The organism is Methylobacterium sp. Leaf91, from assembly GCF_001422815.1.
Taxonomy (GTDB): domain Bacteria; phylum Pseudomonadota; class Alphaproteobacteria; order Rhizobiales; family Beijerinckiaceae; genus Methylobacterium.
Map to the genome: position 1 here is coordinate 75,947 of NZ_LMMP01000003.1, position 15,702 is coordinate 91,648.

Annotated in this window: 13 protein-coding genes; 10 read left to right on the forward strand and 3 right to left on the reverse strand. The window is 65.5% G+C overall.

The window, feature by feature from the left end:
* Positions 1-4: 4 nt before the first annotated feature.
* From ASF32_RS03880 to ASF32_RS03895, 4 genes are all read left to right on the forward strand, one after another.
* Complete coding sequence (locus tag ASF32_RS03880) at positions 5-214, forward strand: hypothetical protein (RefSeq protein WP_056423859.1); 210 nt, start codon at positions 5-7, stop codon at positions 212-214.
* Between the two features lie 159 nt (positions 215-373).
* Entirely contained in the window at positions 374-1,558 is a 1,185-nt protein-coding gene (locus ASF32_RS03885; RefSeq protein WP_056423861.1) for a hypothetical protein, read from the forward strand.
* A 124-nt stretch (positions 1,559-1,682) separates the two neighbouring features.
* A complete protein-coding gene (locus ASF32_RS03890) occupies positions 1,683-2,294 on the forward strand; it encodes a glutathione S-transferase family protein (RefSeq protein ID WP_056423863.1) in 612 nt (203 codons plus the stop codon).
* Between the two features lie 73 nt (positions 2,295-2,367).
* Positions 2,368-2,601: a hypothetical protein gene (locus tag ASF32_RS03895; RefSeq protein ID WP_056423865.1), complete on the forward strand. Its 234-nt coding sequence runs from the start codon at positions 2,368-2,370 to the stop codon at positions 2,599-2,601.
* Between the two features lie 43 nt (positions 2,602-2,644).
* Here the strand turns inward: ASF32_RS03895 and ASF32_RS03900 are convergent, their stop codons facing one another.
* On the reverse strand, positions 2,645-3,544 hold the full coding sequence (locus ASF32_RS03900; RefSeq protein WP_244478136.1) for a MipA/OmpV family protein: 900 nt from the start codon (positions 3,542-3,544) through the stop codon (positions 2,645-2,647).
* A 109-nt stretch (positions 3,545-3,653) separates the two neighbouring features.
* Positions 3,654-4,835, reverse strand: a complete 1,182-nt coding sequence (locus ASF32_RS03905; RefSeq protein ID WP_056424469.1) for a hypothetical protein — start codon at positions 4,833-4,835, stop codon at positions 3,654-3,656.
* A gap of 211 nt (positions 4,836-5,046) precedes the next feature.
* Between ASF32_RS03905 and ASF32_RS03910 the strand changes: the two genes are divergently transcribed.
* The 5 genes from ASF32_RS03910 to hpnK all read left to right on the forward strand — a co-directional run bounded on the left by ASF32_RS03910 (position 5,047) and on the right by hpnK (position 10,956).
* On the forward strand, positions 5,047-6,198 hold the full coding sequence (locus ASF32_RS03910; RefSeq protein ID WP_056423867.1) for a TIGR00374 family protein: 1,152 nt from the start codon (positions 5,047-5,049) through the stop codon (positions 6,196-6,198).
* Complete coding sequence (locus ASF32_RS03915) at positions 6,189-6,812, forward strand: ABC transporter substrate-binding protein (RefSeq protein ID WP_056423869.1); 624 nt, start codon at positions 6,189-6,191, stop codon at positions 6,810-6,812. The genes ASF32_RS03910 and ASF32_RS03915 overlap by 10 nt, the downstream gene beginning before the upstream one ends.
* A gap of 106 nt (positions 6,813-6,918) precedes the next feature.
* Positions 6,919-8,133 (forward strand): bacteriohopanetetrol glucosamine biosynthesis glycosyltransferase HpnI, encoded by a 1,215-nt coding sequence (hpnI, locus tag ASF32_RS03920; protein WP_056423871.1) that lies wholly within the window; start codon positions 6,919-6,921, stop codon positions 8,131-8,133.
* Between the two features lie 57 nt (positions 8,134-8,190).
* On the forward strand, positions 8,191-9,627 hold the full coding sequence (gene hpnJ / locus ASF32_RS03925) for a hopanoid biosynthesis associated radical SAM protein HpnJ (protein ID WP_056423872.1): 1,437 nt from the start codon (positions 8,191-8,193) through the stop codon (positions 9,625-9,627).
* A 474-nt stretch (positions 9,628-10,101) separates the two neighbouring features.
* A complete protein-coding gene (gene hpnK, locus ASF32_RS03930; RefSeq protein WP_056423874.1) occupies positions 10,102-10,956 on the forward strand; it encodes a hopanoid biosynthesis-associated protein HpnK in 855 nt (284 codons plus the stop codon).
* A 104-nt stretch (positions 10,957-11,060) separates the two neighbouring features.
* Here hpnK and ASF32_RS03935 read toward each other — a convergent pair whose 3' ends face one another.
* Positions 11,061-13,727 (reverse strand): MMPL family transporter, encoded by a 2,667-nt coding sequence (locus ASF32_RS03935; RefSeq protein WP_056423876.1) that lies wholly within the window; start codon positions 13,725-13,727, stop codon positions 11,061-11,063.
* A 763-nt stretch (positions 13,728-14,490) separates the two neighbouring features.
* On the opposite strand from ASF32_RS03935, the gene hpnH reads away from it, so the two are divergent.
* The gene (gene hpnH, locus ASF32_RS03940) at positions 14,491-15,654 is read left to right on the forward strand and encodes an adenosyl-hopene transferase HpnH (RefSeq protein WP_018044393.1); all 1,164 of its coding nucleotides are present in this window, start codon (positions 14,491-14,493) and stop codon (positions 15,652-15,654) included.
* Positions 15,655-15,702: the final 48 nt, after the last annotated feature.

The following is a 15,702-nucleotide window of genomic DNA, read 5'->3' on the forward strand; positions in this document are numbered from 1 at the left end:
TCCAATGACCAGCGCCGCCAATACCAATATGGCCAATATCAGCCGCCCCGGGCATTCCTATACGGTCTTCTCGGAGGCGCGGATGATGCAGAAAGTCGGCGAGGATCTACGCTTCCTTTACGGTGATATGATCGATCGTTCCGCGCCCGACGAACTGCTTCGTCTGGCGGCGCTGATCGATGAAAGGCGCAATGAAACCGAGGCCGGGCGCTAGCATCGTTCGCCCCTGCCGCGATCGGGACGACGTGATCGGTGCGGCCCGAATGACGCACGGCCGCTGAGACTTGGCGCAAGACTTGGATCGCCTCCCCATCGATGTCCTAAAACCTGATATGTCGAACGGACCCTTCCGGATCGATCTGACGAGCCCGTCATGCGTTTGAAAGCCTGCCTCGTTCTCGGCGCTTTGCTGGTCGCTGCGCCGTTATGCGAACCGGCCTTCGCCGCGACGCCCCCCAACCAGCCTGCCGACGGCCCCGGCGGTGTGGGAAACCGCTCCCTCTCGATCGTGAAGCGGGCGCTGGGACGGCCGAGTGCCGCGACCTTCGTCTTCTACTCAGCTGGTGCCGCGCCTACGGAGGGACGGCCCGTCGTGGTGTTCCTCCACGCCTGGGGGGCCCCGAACCCGCAGCCCTACGGGGCCTGGATCGATCACCTCGCCCGCGCCGGATATCTCGTGCTGTTTCCGCGCTTCCAGGAGGTCAACCGGACGCGGCCGGCTGACGCCACGGGCAATGCCGAGAAACTCGTGAAGGCCGCCCTCGCGGAACTCGAATCCGATCCCGACGCCAAACCGGATCCGAAGCGAGTCGCCCTGATCGGCCACCTCGCGGGGGCTCCGATCGCCGCCAACCTCGCCGCCGATGCCGACAGCACCGGCTTGCCCGTACCGCGCCTCGTCTTCGCCATTATGCCGGGGGGGATCGCCAGCGACGCCAAATCCAGGGGCGTCGTGCTGCGCGACCTGTCGAAGATCCCATCCGAGACACTCGTCATCACCGTCATCGGCGACCGCGATGCCCGCGCGGCGGATCTCGCCGCCAAGCGGCTCCTGCGTGAGGCGAGCGGTGTCGCGCCCGAGCGCAAACTCTTCATCCGCGCGCTCTCCGACGACCACGGCTTTCCCTCGCTGACGGCGACCTTGACCTCGCCGGGTGCCGTGGACACGGCCTATGACGGCGGAGCCATCAAGCTTCCACCGGAGCCGCCGAAGGATCCGAAGCAGCCGCCGACACCGTTCAAATGGTCGGCCGACATGTCGCTGACCGGCGAACAGACGACACTGCTCGCGCAACTGAATAATTCCCGGGCAGATAGCCTCGATTACCTCGCCTATTGGAAGACGTTCGATCTGGCCGCCGCAGCGGCGTTCGGCGGCGACGCCACCACCCTCAAGGCCAATCCGCGGCTCAGCGACATGGAACGCTGGAGCGACGGCTGGCCGGTGAAGCGTCTGGTCGTGGAGACGCCCCGTGCTGCTCCGGCGGCCGCGCATGCGCCGGCTCCGACGCCTGCGGCGGCCACGCAACCCAAGCCCAAGCCGGTGCGACGTCCCTGATCCATCACACCCGAGATGAGTCAGGGTTCAGGCGCGGGGCACCGGGGCTTGTCATCCCGGTAGCTTTTCGCAAACAGCAGGCCGGCACGGTCTTGTGCTTGCGCAACGAGCTCTACAGGTCACGATGAAGCTGTTCCACTCGCACTTCTCTCCCTTCGCGCGGAAGGTCATGGCCTGTGCCCACGTGCTGGGCATCGTCGACCGTATCGAGCTGCTACCGAGCGCGGCCCATCCGGTGAAGCGCGACGGCACCATCCTGACCCATCATCCGCTGGCACAGGTTCCGACCCTGCTAGACGACGAGGGCCACGCATTGGCCGACAGCAGGGTCATCTGCGAGTATCTCGACTCCCAAGCCGGGGGAGGACTGTTCCCCTCGGCCGGTCCCGCAAGATGGACGGCGCTCAACGACCAATCCATCGCCGACGGCATTCTCGATGCGGCCCTGCTGATCCGCTACGAACTCACGGCACGCGACGCCTCCGAACGCTCCAGCACCTGGGTGGACGGTCAGGAGGCCAAGATCCGGAGCTCGCTCGCGTCCCTCGACGCAGGGGCGGAACGCCTCCTCGGCCGGGTCGATATCGGAACGATCAGCCTGGGCTGCGCCCTCGGATATCTCGACCTGCGCTTTGCCGAACTCGGCTGGACGCGGGACCATAGGGATTTGGCGGCGTGGTTCGCGGGCTTTGCCGAACATCCCGCGATGGTGGTGACGAAACCACCGGCGGCCTGAACCGGCACCGCTTCAGCCGCCAGACTGGCGCGCGCCTTGCAAAGTTCGCCTCCGGTTCTCCGGAGGTCGCGCCATGCCCGATTTCGTTGCTGCCTTGATCACCGCCGCGGTTTTCTGCGCGGGGCTGATCCTGCTCAATGCCCTGACGCGCTGGGCGATCCAGACACAAATCGCGCCGGCGGATCTCGCCGAGAACGGAATGCTGCAATACGGGCTCGCTCTCGCCCTCGCCGGATTCACGTGGCGGCGGGCGCTCGTCGCGCAGGCCGTCCCGAACGGGGGTGGCCAAGCCCATATCGTCGGGTGAAACGGCGGCTCGGACAGGCGCCCGCTACCTCAGGCCTTGGTCTCTAGAACCAGGGCTGCGTGGTGAAACTGTAATTCACCTTCATGCCAAAGGTGTATTGGTTCTGCGATCCGAACTGGCGGCGCACCAACGGGCTCTCGGCGGATGAGCCGACGATCCGGTTATAGCCAACGTACCCAGTGGCGGCCCACCGCTCGTCGAACGTATAGGTCACAGCTCCCAATCCGCCAACGGTGACGTAGCTGTCGGGCTGGAACGGCGTCAGCGTCCCGTTGAGCGCTGCCTCGAACGGTTTGACGCCGAAATAGCGCCTGGCGAAGCTGGCATCGCCAAAGTTGAAGCGCGGGCCCACCGAGACCTGCCAGCGGTCGAAGGGCTGGATCACGTCGGCGCCGAGCGAGCCGACGAAGCCGTGATGCCCGAAGATCCCATGGCGCAGTTCGGCCCGGGCGCGCAGCCATTGCGTGGGGTAATACTCGACGAAGACACCCGGCTCGATGGCGAACTGGGCATCGCGAAGACCGAACAGGTCCCGTCGGTTGTCGCCGTAATAGCGGCCGGGCACGTACTCCGCCGTCAGCCCGGCATTGAAGAGCGGCGAATCGTAGAGCGAGAAGCTGATCCCGTCATCCGGCGACGAGAACCGGCGTGGCGTACCGGCCTTGGCGATGCTGATCGATGGGTAGCCGATGGCGGTATACTCGTTAGACCCCGGAAAACTCGGCGTCGCCTGCACCGTCGCCGTCACTGTCACGACCCAGAGATTCTGGTCCAAGGCGAGGAACGTCGGCGGCCTCTGCAACTCCATGAGGTCCGCGGCTCCGGCGCCGCTCGCCGCGATGAGCGAGCCCGCGAGGGCCAGCGCCGGCATGGCGGCAAGGCTCGTCCTTTGGGCAGGGCGCGAGGATGGGTTGAGAAGCATCGTGTCCATGACGGAGGTCATAGACACAATTCCCTAACGCATCACGACAAAGCCGACGCGACGATAGACCTATGTTGGCACCGACAAAAAATCGCTTCGGCGCGACAAGCGCGCCGAAGCGATTCTCAGATTAGAAGTAGGACTTCAACGCACCGCGGCGACGCACGTCGAGGGTAGCGCAGTGGAACGAGCCACCGAAGGGCCCATAGGACAGGAACGGCGCCGGGATCGGATCGAAGCCCCAATCCTTCAGTGCCTTGATCAAGGTCGGCTGGCTTGCATCGACGACGATCTTCTTTTCGTCGATGGCCAGCACATTGATCGACGTCCAGGGCGAGCACATCGAAATCTTGCTCATGAAGCCCTCGACCGGGTCGGGGCGGGGCGCGATGAGCACGTCCCACTTCTTGAGCACGGCGGGCAGCTTCTCGACGTCGATATAGTCCGGGTTCACCAGCACCTTGCCCGGGGCCAGGGGCATGAAGGACGAGTCGATATGCATCGGCTGCGGGCAACGGCTCTCGATCTCATGGACGCGGAAGCCCGAGCCGAGGTGGCGGCGCAGCCACTCGATCCCCATCAGGTTCGTCACGTTGGAGCGGGTGACGAAGAGGTCGCGGCCGCAGCGGACGAAATCGGCCGCGTCGAAGACCGGCTCGAACTCGTTCACGGTGAACTGCATCGGCTCGCCGGCCTTCAGGTTCGGCACGCGGTAATCGTAATTGTAGAGTTCGTCCGTCAGCTGCGGCCGAGGCGCCGAGGTCCAGCGCGCACCGTTACGAAAATATTCCTTGAACAGCGAACGGTAAGCGTCGCCCTCGAAATAGCGCGACCGCCAGCACATCGGGCTCTCGATGATCTCGTCGCCGATGACCAGGTAGGGGTCGCGCGGGCAGGCGACGCAGAAGCCACGGGAGGACCAGCGCGGGGCGTTGTACTTGCGCGAGAAATCCACCGTGTCGGGCCGACGCACCTTCACGCCCTCGCCGGCGAGAATCGAGATGAAGTTATCGAGCTCGGCCTGGGCGAGCTTCTTCATGAACTTCGGATACCGGAAGCCAGCGGCGAACCGGTAGAACGGCTGCGCTGCGCGCGGCAGGTTGAAGATCACCGTGAGGTGGTGGGACGGAATAGTCGCACCGTCGAGGCTGCCGACGATCACCTCTTCCAGAGGGTCCCACTCGTTCCATGCCATGACCGGCGATTTCGGGGCTGGCGTCCCGCGATAGGCTGCCGAATTGGCGTCGTAGGTATCGATCTGCGCGTCGGCGAGCACGGCATCCTGAGCCGTGGTGAAAGCTTCGCGGTCCATCATTCGTCCCTTGGTCGTGCCTTTGCGCGGCTGTTTCTTCGAGGCAGAAGCCTCAGCGCCGCTTTGGCTCGCACTGTGTCTATCGGGTGATAGACAACGAAATCCAAAGCTGCAACTTCCGATGAGGCCAACGTTTTCCGGAAGGCTTTTCGTCCGGGTCGTCGGTGAAATTCTCTAAAAAATCGTCCGCGCCGACGGTCGAAGGGGGATCATGAAGCGTCTGACGACATTGGCCCTCATCGTCGGCCTCTGCACAGTTGCAGGACTGTTCTTGTCATCGGGTCTCGATGACGTCGCCGCGGCAGTGGTGAGCGCCGGTTGGGGCGCTGCCATCGTCGTGCTGGCCCGCGCCGTCGCCGTCGGCTGGGCCGGTCTCGGCTGGTTCACGGTTTTCCCGCGGGACGACCGTCCGAGCCTGTGGAACTGCATTTCGCTGCGTTTCGTGCGGGAGGGCATCAACACGCTCCTCCCCGTGGCCACCGTCGGCGGCGACTTCGTCGGAGCGCGGCTGTTGACGCAGCGCGGCCTCTCCGGAGGGCTCGCCGGCGCCAGCATGTTCGTGGACCTGATGACCCAGGCGGTCACCCAGTTCCTCTTCACGGTCGGCGGCGTCGCCCTGCTCGCCTGGCTGCATGGCGATGGCCCCGTGGTGCGCACCGTCGCCGGCGGCCTCGCCATCGCGGCCCCGGCTCTCGGCGCCTTCTTCCTGATCCAGCGCCGCAGCGGGCACCGCATCATCCAGGCCCTGCTGAGCCGCTTTGCCGCCGCCCGTGAATGGCGCGCGCTCGGCGCGGTCGATGTTCTGTTCGATAGCCTGCGCCGACTTTATTCCTCGCCCAAGCGGGTCGTGGGCGCCATGGGCGTGCACATGATCGGCTGGATCATCGGCGCCGCCGAAGTTTATGTGGCGCTGCATTTCATGGGTTATCCGGTGACGGTCGCCGAGGCCATCGTCATCGAAAGTCTGGCCCAGGCGGTTCGCGGTGCCGCCTTCGCCGTGCCGGGGGCGCTCGGTGCCCAGGAAGGCGGCCTCATCGCCCTCTGCGCGATCTTCGACATCCCCGCCGAGGCCGCCCTCGCGCTCTCCCTGGTGAAGCGTCTGGCCGATCTCATGGTCGGTGTGCCCGGCCTCGTCGCGTGGCACATCATGGAAGGCAAGACGGTCGCACCGGACGTGGAAGACCGGACGTTTCGGGACCAGAGGTCGGTGGAGCAGAACGCGCCGAAAGTCGGAGGCGACATTGCCCGGGCGGTGAGCCTGGATTCCATGCCCATGTCGCGGGTACCCGCCAATTCCGCGGGAAACCACATCGTGTCGCGCTCGATGGAGAGCGAGATGGAGACGCTGCGGAAATGCGCGTGAGCAGATTCGCATCGGGGCTGGTGGCCTCGACCCTTCTCGCAGCGCCCCTCCTGTCGGTCGGGCCCTCCCGTGCGGCGGAGGATGCGGCGGTGCAGACCGTACGCGGCCTCTATTCCAGCTTCGAGGGCGCCCTCAAGGCGCCCGAAGCCGACGTGAAGAGCAGGGCCCTGGTCATCGGCCCGGTGCTCGACCAGAGCATGGATTTCGCCACCATGGCGCGGGTCGCCGTGGGCGCGAAATGGAAAGGCTTCACCCCCGAGCAGCAGGGCGCGCTGACGGAAGCCTTCAAACAGTATTTCACCGCGACCTATGCCACCCGCCTGTCGCAGGCCGCCGGCGGCAAGTTCGACATCAAGCCCGAGAGTGAAGCGCGCGGCCAGAACCGCGTGGTCCAGACCGAGGTCGCCAATTCGGAGGGCGACGCCTCGCAGGTCGACTACCTCGTGGGTTCGAGCAACCGCATCCAGGACGTCTATCTCAACGGCAATGTCAGCGAGATCGCCGCCATGCGCGGCAGCTTCGCCGATCCGCTGAAGGCGGGCGGGGCGGAAAGCCTGCTGAAATTCCTTCGTGATCGGACCACGGCGATGCTCGCCGCCAAACCAAAGCCTTAGACGCAGGCCAGACGCCCCTCGTCGGGCCTGGCCGGACGAACCCGCCCGTGTCGCCTTCCAGACCTTGCGGCACCTTCAACCAAACCGTGACCGAGCTTCGCCCATCATGGACCTCACCTTGACGGATCTGCCTTCGGCGAACCTGAGCTGGCTCTCGCTCCTGTTCCAGTTCATGGCCCTGGCCGGCTGTGTCTACGGGCTGACGGCTGCCTTCCTGGCGAGCCGCTACGCACGCCGCCCCGTTCCCGTCCTGGCGGCGAACGCCGCACGCCCATCGGTGACCATCCTGAAGCCGCTCTGCGGCATGGAGCCCAATCTCTACGAGAACCTCGAGACCTTCTGCCGCCAGGACTACGCCGGCCCGATGCAGGTCGTCTTCGGCGTGCAGAACGCCACCGATCCGGCGATCGCTGTCGTGCGCCGCCTCGCCGAAACCTATCCCGACCTCAAGCTCGACCTCGTCATCGATGCGCGCCAGCACGGCTCGAATCGCAAGGTCTCCAACCTCATCAACATGTCGGCGCTGATCGCCCACGAGGTGATCGTGCTCGCCGACAGCGACATGGTGGCCAAGCCCGATTATCTGCAGCGGATCGTTGCCGAGCTCGGACAACCGGGCGTCAACGGCGTCACCTGCCTCTACCATGGCGTACCGGCGAATCGCGGCGTCTGGGCTCATCTCTCGGCGCTCGCCATCGACGTCCAGTTCCTGCCCAATGTCGTGATGGGCACCTCGCTCGGCCTGGCCAAGCCCTGCTTCGGCTCCACCATCGCCTTCACCACCAAGGCGCTCGCCGAGATGGGGGGCTTCGAGGCCTTCCGCGACGATCTCGCCGACGATTACGCGGTGGGCGAAGCCCTGCGCGCCAAGGGCGGTCTCGTGGCGATCCCGACCTTCACGATCGGGCATACCTGCGTCGACACCGATCTCGCCGGCCTGTGGAAGCACGAGTTGCGCTGGAACCGGACCATCCGCAACGTCGATCCGGCCGGGTATGCCGGCTCCATCGTCACCCATGCCTTCCCGCTGGCGCTCATCGGCGCCCTGATTCCGGGAGCCGACACGAGCGGACTCGTGGTGGCGGCCCTGGCGCTCGCCTGCCGCATCATCCTCTGCGTCCGCCTGGAGCGCGCCTTCGGTCTCGCTCCGCACCCCTACTGGCTGTTGCCGATTCGCGACATCCTCTCCTTCATGAACTTCTCCTGGAGCTTCGTGTCGGGGGCGGTGACATGGAAAGGTCACGATTATCGGGTGGTTGCGGACGGTACGCTGATCCCGGAGCGCAGCCTCGGCCACGATGCCGGCGCGTCCCCGCTCTGACTCTCGCTTCGCTCTGAACCCGCCCCATTCCCGTCCCTCGCTGAGGCCTTGAACCCCATGCGCACGCTCTTCCTCCAGGCCCCCACCTTCGACGGTTTCGATGGCGGAGCGGGCTCTCGCTACCAAGCCAAGCGCGAGATCAAGTCGTTCTGGTACCCGACCTGGCTCGCCCAGCCGGCCGCCCTCGTGCCGAACTCGAAGCTGATCGACGCCCCCCCGCACAACATCAAGCTCGCCGAGATCGTGGCCCAGGCCAACGATTTCGACCTCGTGGTGCTGCATACCTCGGTGCCGTCCTTCAAGTCCGACGTAAAGACCGTCGAGGCGCTCAAGGCCGCTAACCCCAAGCTCATCGCCGGGCTCATCGGCGCCAAGGTCGCGGTCGACGCGGCCGGCGCCATGGCCCAGGCCCCGTGTATCGATTTCTGTGCCCGCAACGAGTTCGACTTCACCGTCAAGGAAGTCGCCGACGGCACGCCGATGTCCGAGATCAAGGGCCTGTCCTACCGGGACGCCAATGGAGTCGTGGTCCATAACGAGGACCGCGAAATCATGACGGACATGGACCAGCTGCCCTTCGTCACCTCGGTCTACAAGCGCGACCTCCAGATGGAGAAGTACTTCATCGGGTACCTCAAGCACCCCTACATCTCGTTCTATTCGGGCCGTGGCTGCAAGAGCCGCTGCACCTTCTGCCTCTGGCCGCAGACCGTGGGTGGCCACACCTACCGCACCCGTTCGGTCGCGCATGTGATCGAAGAGATCAAGTACTGCCTGAAGGAGTTTCCGCAGACGAAGGAGTTCTTCTTCGACGACGACACCTTCACCGACAATCTCCCGCGCGCCGAGGAGATCGCCCGCGAACTCGGCAAGCTCGGCGTGACCTGGTCGTGCAATGCCAAGGCGAACGTGCCGCGCGAGACCCTGAAGGTGCTCAAGGAGAACGGCCTTCGCCTGCTCCTCGTCGGCTACGAGTCCGGCAACCAGAAGATCTTGAACAACATCAAGAAGGGCATGCGCGTCGAGGTGGCCGAGAAGTTCACCAAGGATTGCCACGACCTCGGCATCGCCATCCACGGCACCTTCATCGTCGGCCTGCCGGGCGAAACCCGCGAGACGATCCAGGAGACGATCGCCTTCGCCAAGCGCATCAACCCGCACACGATCCAGGCGTCGCTGGCCGCCCCTTACCCGGGCACCTTCCTCTACAAGCAGGCCGTAGAGAACGGCTGGCTCGACGTGGAGAATGCCGAGCTCGTCGACGAGAACGGCGTGCAGATCGCCCCGCTGCACTACCCGCACCTGTCGCATTCCGAGATCTTCGCGGCGGTCGAGGAATTCTACCGGAAGTTCTACTTCCGCGCCCCGAAGATCGCCTCCATCGTCTCCGAGATGGTGCGCTCGCCCGACATGATGAAGCGCCGCCTGCGCGAGGGTGTGGAATTCTACCGCTTCCTCAAGGAGCGTCAGACCGGCACGTCAAAAGCCGCCTGATCCTCAGGTCGCCCAACCTTCATCGCACGTCACTACCAGCGGCCGGGCTCATCGCCCGGCCGTTCTTGTTCGGGCGCCCGCCGGGTGGTGGTCAGGGCTCGGAAAGCCGGTTCCGACCCCACTCCGCCTGCTCTAGATCCTTGGCGCGGCGCTCGTACGGGCGCGGTCAACGACGAAAGGGTTCGCCTTTCTGCTGTTTGGGCAGCCTCGAACGTTCTCCGGTTCCGACCTTCGGGCAGTCTGGATCGGGCTCTGCAGGCCACAGGCGTTCGCCCGTTCCCACTGCGACGGAGGCTGGCCGGCGGCGGGAGGGATACGTTGTTCCGACCGGATGCCGAAGAGCACCCCTGAGCTCGTGAACCTGCGCCTCCTTCAAGCCCTCTCGGGCGGGAAAGGCGGCGCGACTCTGGACCACGGCCGCGATGCTTTCGCCGGCGTATCGCCCGACCACCCGAACGACGAGGACCATCGAGCATGACCAAGGCCGCCAGGAAACGCCTGATCGTGACCGCCGACGATTTCGGCCTGAGCCGGGAAGTGAACGAGGCTGTCGAGCAGGCCCATCGCGAGGGCATCCTCACCGCTGCCAGCCTGATGGTCTCGGCACCGGCGGCGGCCGACGCGGTGGCCCGCGCCCGGCGCCTTCCCTCCCTTCGCGTCGGACTGCACCTCGTCATGGTCGAGGCCTGGCCGACGCTTCCCCCGGCCGAACTGCCCGACCTCGTGGATGCGGACGGGCTGATCCGACGCGACATGGGTCGCCTCGGCCTCGACCTCGCGGTGAAACCTTCGGCACGGCGGCAGCTTTCAGCGGAAATCACAGCGCAGTTCGAAGCTTACAGAGCCACTGGCCTACCCCTCGACCACGTCAACGCCCACAAGCATTTCCATGTGCATCCGCTCATCGCCGGGCGCGTCCTGGCCATCGGCCGGGGATACGGCTTGCGGGCGATCCGGGTGCCGCGCGAGCCCCGCGCCGTGCTACGCGCCGCCGAGCCCAGCGCGACCCCGAAGCCCGCCCTCGATATCGCCCCCTGGGCCGGGCTCCTCGCGGTTCGCGCCCGCCAGGCCGGCCTGCTGATCCCCGACCGTACCCTGGGCTTGGCATGGTCCGGCGCGATGACTCCGCAGCGTGTGGCGGGGCTCCTGGGGCACCTGCCGGATGGGTTGACCGAGCTCTATACCCATCCCGCCACGCGCGGCGGCTTCCCCGGCGAGGCGCCGGGCTACGCCTATGCGGCAGAGCGCGACGCCCTGATCTCGCCGGAGGCAATCGACGCGATCAGGCAGGTCGGCGCGGACAGAGGCGGCTTCTCGGATTTCCTGTAGCCGTCCGATCGCAGGAACGGACACGAAAAAGGCCGCCGTCGCTTGACGCGACGGCGGCCTTTTCATTGGCGAACTGGAGAAATCCGAGGATCGGCAGTCCCGGCCTATTTGGCCGAGACCGGCTCCGGCCTCGGGGCTTTCACGCCGGCCATGACCTCGTCGCCTTCGGGACGGTTCGGGTCAGGCTGCTCCGGCGGGGGACCGAGGAAGGCGGGAACCACGAAGAAGGCGGCGACAAGGGTGAAGAACAGCGACAGGGCCAGGAGCTTGCCCATGCTGGCCGTGCCGGGATGGCTCGACAGGACGAGCGAACCGAAGGCCGTGCCGGTGGTGAGCGCCGAGAAGAAGATCGCACGCGTCAGGCTGGAGGCCAGCATGTCGGTGACGCCCGCCCTCCAGGCGATGACGTAGTAGATGTGGAAGGCGACACCCACCGCCAACATAAGCGGCAGGGCGATGATGTTGGCGAAGTTCAGCGGCATGCCGACCACGTGCAGCGCCATCAGCGTCCACAAGGTCGCCAGCACCAGCGGACCGAGCGTCATCGCCACGTCCCAGGGCTTACGCAGCGCCACCGACAGAATGATGAAGATGGCCACCAGGGCCGTCAGCGCCGCCTGAACGAAGGCGCCGAGGATGGTGTAGCTCGACGAGGTCGTGGCGACGGGAGCACCGGTGGCGTGGGGTGCGACCGACTGCACCTCCTTGGCGAAGCGGCGCAGAACCACGTTGTCGTTGGCATCCCCGCTCGGATGCACCTCGATCCGCGCCCGACCGTCCGAGGCGATCCACTCGGCCTTCAGCTTCGGCGGGATGTTGTCGAGGGTGACCTTCTCTGGAGCCAGCAGGCTCCGAAGGCGGACCAGCAGGGTCTTCAGGTCGGTGGTGACGGCGACGTTCGCCGCCTCCCGAATCTGCGGGGTCGCGGTCGAGAGTGCGTCGAGAGTGCCGGACAGGGAGCCCGCGGCCTTCGCGCCACCGGCATTGCCCGTCGCGATCCCCTTCAGGGCAGCGGCAGCCTCCTTCAACGCCTTGACCGTATCTGCATCAGTCGGCGGCGGCGGCTTGCGGACGGGATTGAGGATCGGTCCGAGGAGCTCGGCCGTCTCCGCGATGGTCGCGAGCTTCTGGTCCTGGTCCGGCGGCACGAAGGTATCGATATCGATGACCTTCGCGACGGAGGGGAGGGCCTTCAGCTTGGCGGCGAGTTCGGGCACTGCCGCGACCGAAGGCGCGATCACGTCGATGAGGTTCGGGCTCGTCTCGGGATCCTTGATCAGGTCGAGATAGGTCGAGATCGATTCGACCTTGGTGCTGCGCAGGTGCATCGGGTTCGAGTCGAACGGCAGCTTGAACAGGAGCGGGATGCCCGCCACCGTGATCACGCCGACGATGATGAGCACCAGCTTGCGGTTCCGGATGATCCAGGGATCGACGCCCGACAGCCAGGTCGTCTCCACCGCCCGCGCTTCACCCTTGGGCTTGAAGACGGCGATGAGGGCGGGGAGCAGGGTCAGCGAGAACAGATACGCCACGATCATGCCGACGCCGGCGATGAGACCGAGCTCGGACACGCCACGGAAGGCGGTTGGCAGGAAGGCGAAGAAGCCCGCCAGGAGCGAGATGGCAGCGAGGCTCAGAGACCAGCCGACCCCGCGCGCTGCGGCGCGGATCGCGCTCGACAGGTCGGGCTGCTCGAACCGGTCGGCCCTGTAGCGTACGGCGAACTGGATGCCGAAATCGATCCCCAACCCCACGAACAGGGCCGTGAACGCCACCGAGATTGGGTTCAGCTCGCCCACCATGAGGAGGCCGAGGGCGGTGGTGACGATGAGACCCGCGAAGGTGGTGATGATCACCGCCGTGACCAGGGACGGCGAGCGCAGGGCCAGCCACAGGAACAGCACGATCGCCGCGACGGTGACGCCGTTATTGAGGAGCGCGTCGTCCGAGAGCGTGGCGAACTCGTCATCCGCCACGGCCACCGGGCCGGTGAGGCGCATGCGCGGATTGTCGGCCGCATCGAGGCCGCCGAGGGTGTTGATCTTCAGGTCGGTGGCAAGGCCACGGATGAGCTTCGTCGCATCCGCGCCGGGCTGGAGCGCGGCATAATCCAGCTTCGGCTGGATCATGATGAACTTGCGCAGCTCGGTACTCTGGGCCTTGCCGCCGGAGAGGAGCAATTGCCAGGACAGACGTGCGGGCTCGCCGGCCAGCACCTTACGCAGGACCTCGTCGATCCGCGTCATCGGACCGTCCAGGTCTTCGAGCTTGGCATCGCCGCTCTTGATGCCCTTGGCCCCGAGGCCGAGCACCCGCATGACGCCGCGCAGGGTCGGGTCGGCCGCGAGCGGACCGAGGAGCCCCTGCTGCTGGACGAGTTGCTCCATGGTCTTGGTCAGCTCCTCCTGCGGCATCAGCAGGAAGCCGTTCTTGTCGTAGAAGGGCCCGCCATCCGGGCGGTACACCGTCTCGATCTGTTCGGGATGGTCGAGCAGCGCCTTGGCGAGGGAGGCGGCCGCCTCCTCGGCAACCTCGGGCGTCTTGCCGTCGATCACCGCCACGAGCGTTCCGGTCCGTTGGGGGAACGCCTTCTCGTAATTGATCTCGTCCTGCCGCCAGGGCACGTCCTTATCGATCAGACGCTCGACATCGGTGTTGATCCGGAACAGATGCGCGCCGAGCGCTGCGCTTCCGATGGTGAGAATCGCCACGAGAGTGATGACGAGCCAACGCCTGTGGACGGAAAACGCGACGAGACGTTCGATCACAAGTATCCTGCCTGCCTAGCGACGCGGTCGCCCGAATGAGTCCGCCGGTCCCCGCGGATGCGTGGGACGGCCGGTACGTTCGACGTGGAACCGGTCTTGGTCCGGATGTCGGTTACCATCTGTCGGCGCGATCCACGAGTCCCTGGCCACGAGTCCCTGCCAAAGGCTCCTGACAAGGATCGTGACAGAAATTCCTTTGAGAACCGCCGCGACGCGCCGCTTCTCGCAGATGGGTCGTGCCGACGAGATATCCAATCTCGACCGCGCTCATACCAGTGGGAGCACCTCGCGGTCGACCGTTTCCGTAGTCATCCGCAGGTAGAAATGCAACGAGACAGGGTTATCGGGCGCGGTTCAAGGGATGAGGTGCGTCCGCGCACTGCGGATGAGCTTCGCTGCGGCGCAAGGCGAAACCCCAGCTCGGACATGCCCGGGGCGCCGCATGGCAGAGTGATGCCGATGACGTGATCACGGCCCGGCGCAGTTCAGGCATACCCTGACCGACTAGGAAAAAGCACCGTGCTTTGGGATAAGGTCCGTCATCATGGCGCGGCGGACGTCATCTTGGACCAATGTGCCACGCTCTACCTGTGGCTGGCACGCTCTACCTGTGGCTGGATTGTCCCAGGATCGCTCAAACACGTCCCGTCCGCCCACCAAGGCGTCCCCATCGACCGTGGTTCTAACCTAGTTCGCTGGAATTCCGCCGCTTTTCACGGTAATGCACCCGATCATATCGGGGCCAAAAATAAGGAGCCGCGTCTTGGGTATTCCCCTCCGTTACGTCGCGAAGATTGGCGGCTACATTCTTAAGCAGCACCTCACCGGTCGCAAGCGCTACCCGCTCGTGATGATGATGGAGCCGCTGTTCCGCTGCAATCTCGCCTGCGCCGGCTGTGGAAAAATCGATTACCCGGACGAGATCCTGAACAAGCGCCTGCCCGTGGCCGACGCCCTGGAATCCGTGCGCGAGTGCGGCGCACCCATGGTCGTGATCGCCGGTGGCGAGCCGCTGCTCCACAAGGACCTGCCGCAGATCGTCGAGGGCATCATCGCGCAGAAGAAATTCGCGATCGTCTGCACGAACGCGCTGCTGCTCGAGAAGAAGATCAAGGACTACAAGCCCAGCCCGTACTTCACCTGGTCGATCCATCTCGATGGCGACAAGGAGATGCACGACCAGTCGGTGTGCCAGCGTGGCGTCTACGACAAGGCTGTCTCCGCCATCGCCAAGGCGAAGGAGATGGGCTTCCGCGTCACCATCAACTGCACCTTCTTCAACAATTCCTCGGCCGACAAGATCGCCGACTTCTTCGACACCGTGACGAAGCTCGGCATCGACGGCATCACCGTCTCGCCCGGCTATGCCTACGAGCGTGCGCCCGACCAGCAGCACTTCCTGAACCGCAAGGCCACGAAGGACCTGTTCCGCGGCGTGTTCCGGCACGGCAAGGAGAAGGGCCGCCAGAACTGGACCTTCCAGCAGTCGGGCCTGTTCCTCGACTTCCTGGCCGGTAACCAGACCTACCATTGCACCCCGTGGGGCAACCCGACCCGCACCGTGTTCGGCTGGCAGAAGCCCTGCTACCTGCTCGGCGAGGGCTACGCCGCCACCTTCAAGGAGCTGATGGAGGAGACGGACTGGGATTCCTACGGCACCGGCAATTACGAGAAGTGCGCCGATTGCATGGTCCATTCCGGATATGAGGCCTCCTCGGTGGTCGATTCCGTGAAGAAGCCCTGGAAGCCACTGATCCACGCCATCCGTGGGATCAAGACCGAGGGCGAGATGGCTCCCGAGGTCAGCCTCGAGAACCAGCGCCCGGCCGAGTTCGTGTTCTCGCGCAACGTGGCGCAGAAGCTGTCCGAGATCAAAGCTTCGGGCGTCGACACCAAGCGTGAGGCCCGCAACCGCACGGCGGCCTGACGCCACGCGGAAGCCGTTCACGCGTCAATAAAAAGCCCCGCGATGCAG

Excerpts from the sequence above, each read along its gene's own strand:
- ASF32_RS03880 (WP_056423859.1), top strand. The coding sequence starts at position 5 with ATGACCAGCGCCGCCAATACCAATATGGCCAATATCAGCCGCCCCGGG.
- ASF32_RS03885 (WP_056423861.1), top strand. The coding sequence starts at position 374 with ATGCGTTTGAAAGCCTGCCTCGTTCTCGGCGCTTTGCTGGTCGCTGCG.
- ASF32_RS03890 (WP_056423863.1), top strand. The coding sequence starts at position 1,683 with ATGAAGCTGTTCCACTCGCACTTCTCTCCCTTCGCGCGGAAGGTCATG.
- ASF32_RS03895 (WP_056423865.1), top strand. The coding sequence starts at position 2,368 with ATGCCCGATTTCGTTGCTGCCTTGATCACCGCCGCGGTTTTCTGCGCG.
- ASF32_RS03900 (WP_244478136.1), bottom strand. The coding sequence starts at position 3,544 with ATGACCTCCGTCATGGACACGATGCTTCTCAACCCATCCTCGCGCCCT.
- ASF32_RS03905 (WP_056424469.1), bottom strand. The coding sequence starts at position 4,835 with ATGGACCGCGAAGCTTTCACCACGGCTCAGGATGCCGTGCTCGCCGAC.
- ASF32_RS03910 (WP_056423867.1), top strand. The coding sequence starts at position 5,047 with ATGAAGCGTCTGACGACATTGGCCCTCATCGTCGGCCTCTGCACAGTT.
- ASF32_RS03915 (WP_056423869.1), top strand. The coding sequence starts at position 6,189 with ATGCGCGTGAGCAGATTCGCATCGGGGCTGGTGGCCTCGACCCTTCTC.
- hpnI (WP_056423871.1), top strand. The coding sequence starts at position 6,919 with ATGGACCTCACCTTGACGGATCTGCCTTCGGCGAACCTGAGCTGGCTC.
- hpnJ (WP_056423872.1), top strand. The coding sequence starts at position 8,191 with ATGCGCACGCTCTTCCTCCAGGCCCCCACCTTCGACGGTTTCGATGGC.
- hpnK (WP_056423874.1), top strand. The coding sequence starts at position 10,102 with ATGACCAAGGCCGCCAGGAAACGCCTGATCGTGACCGCCGACGATTTC.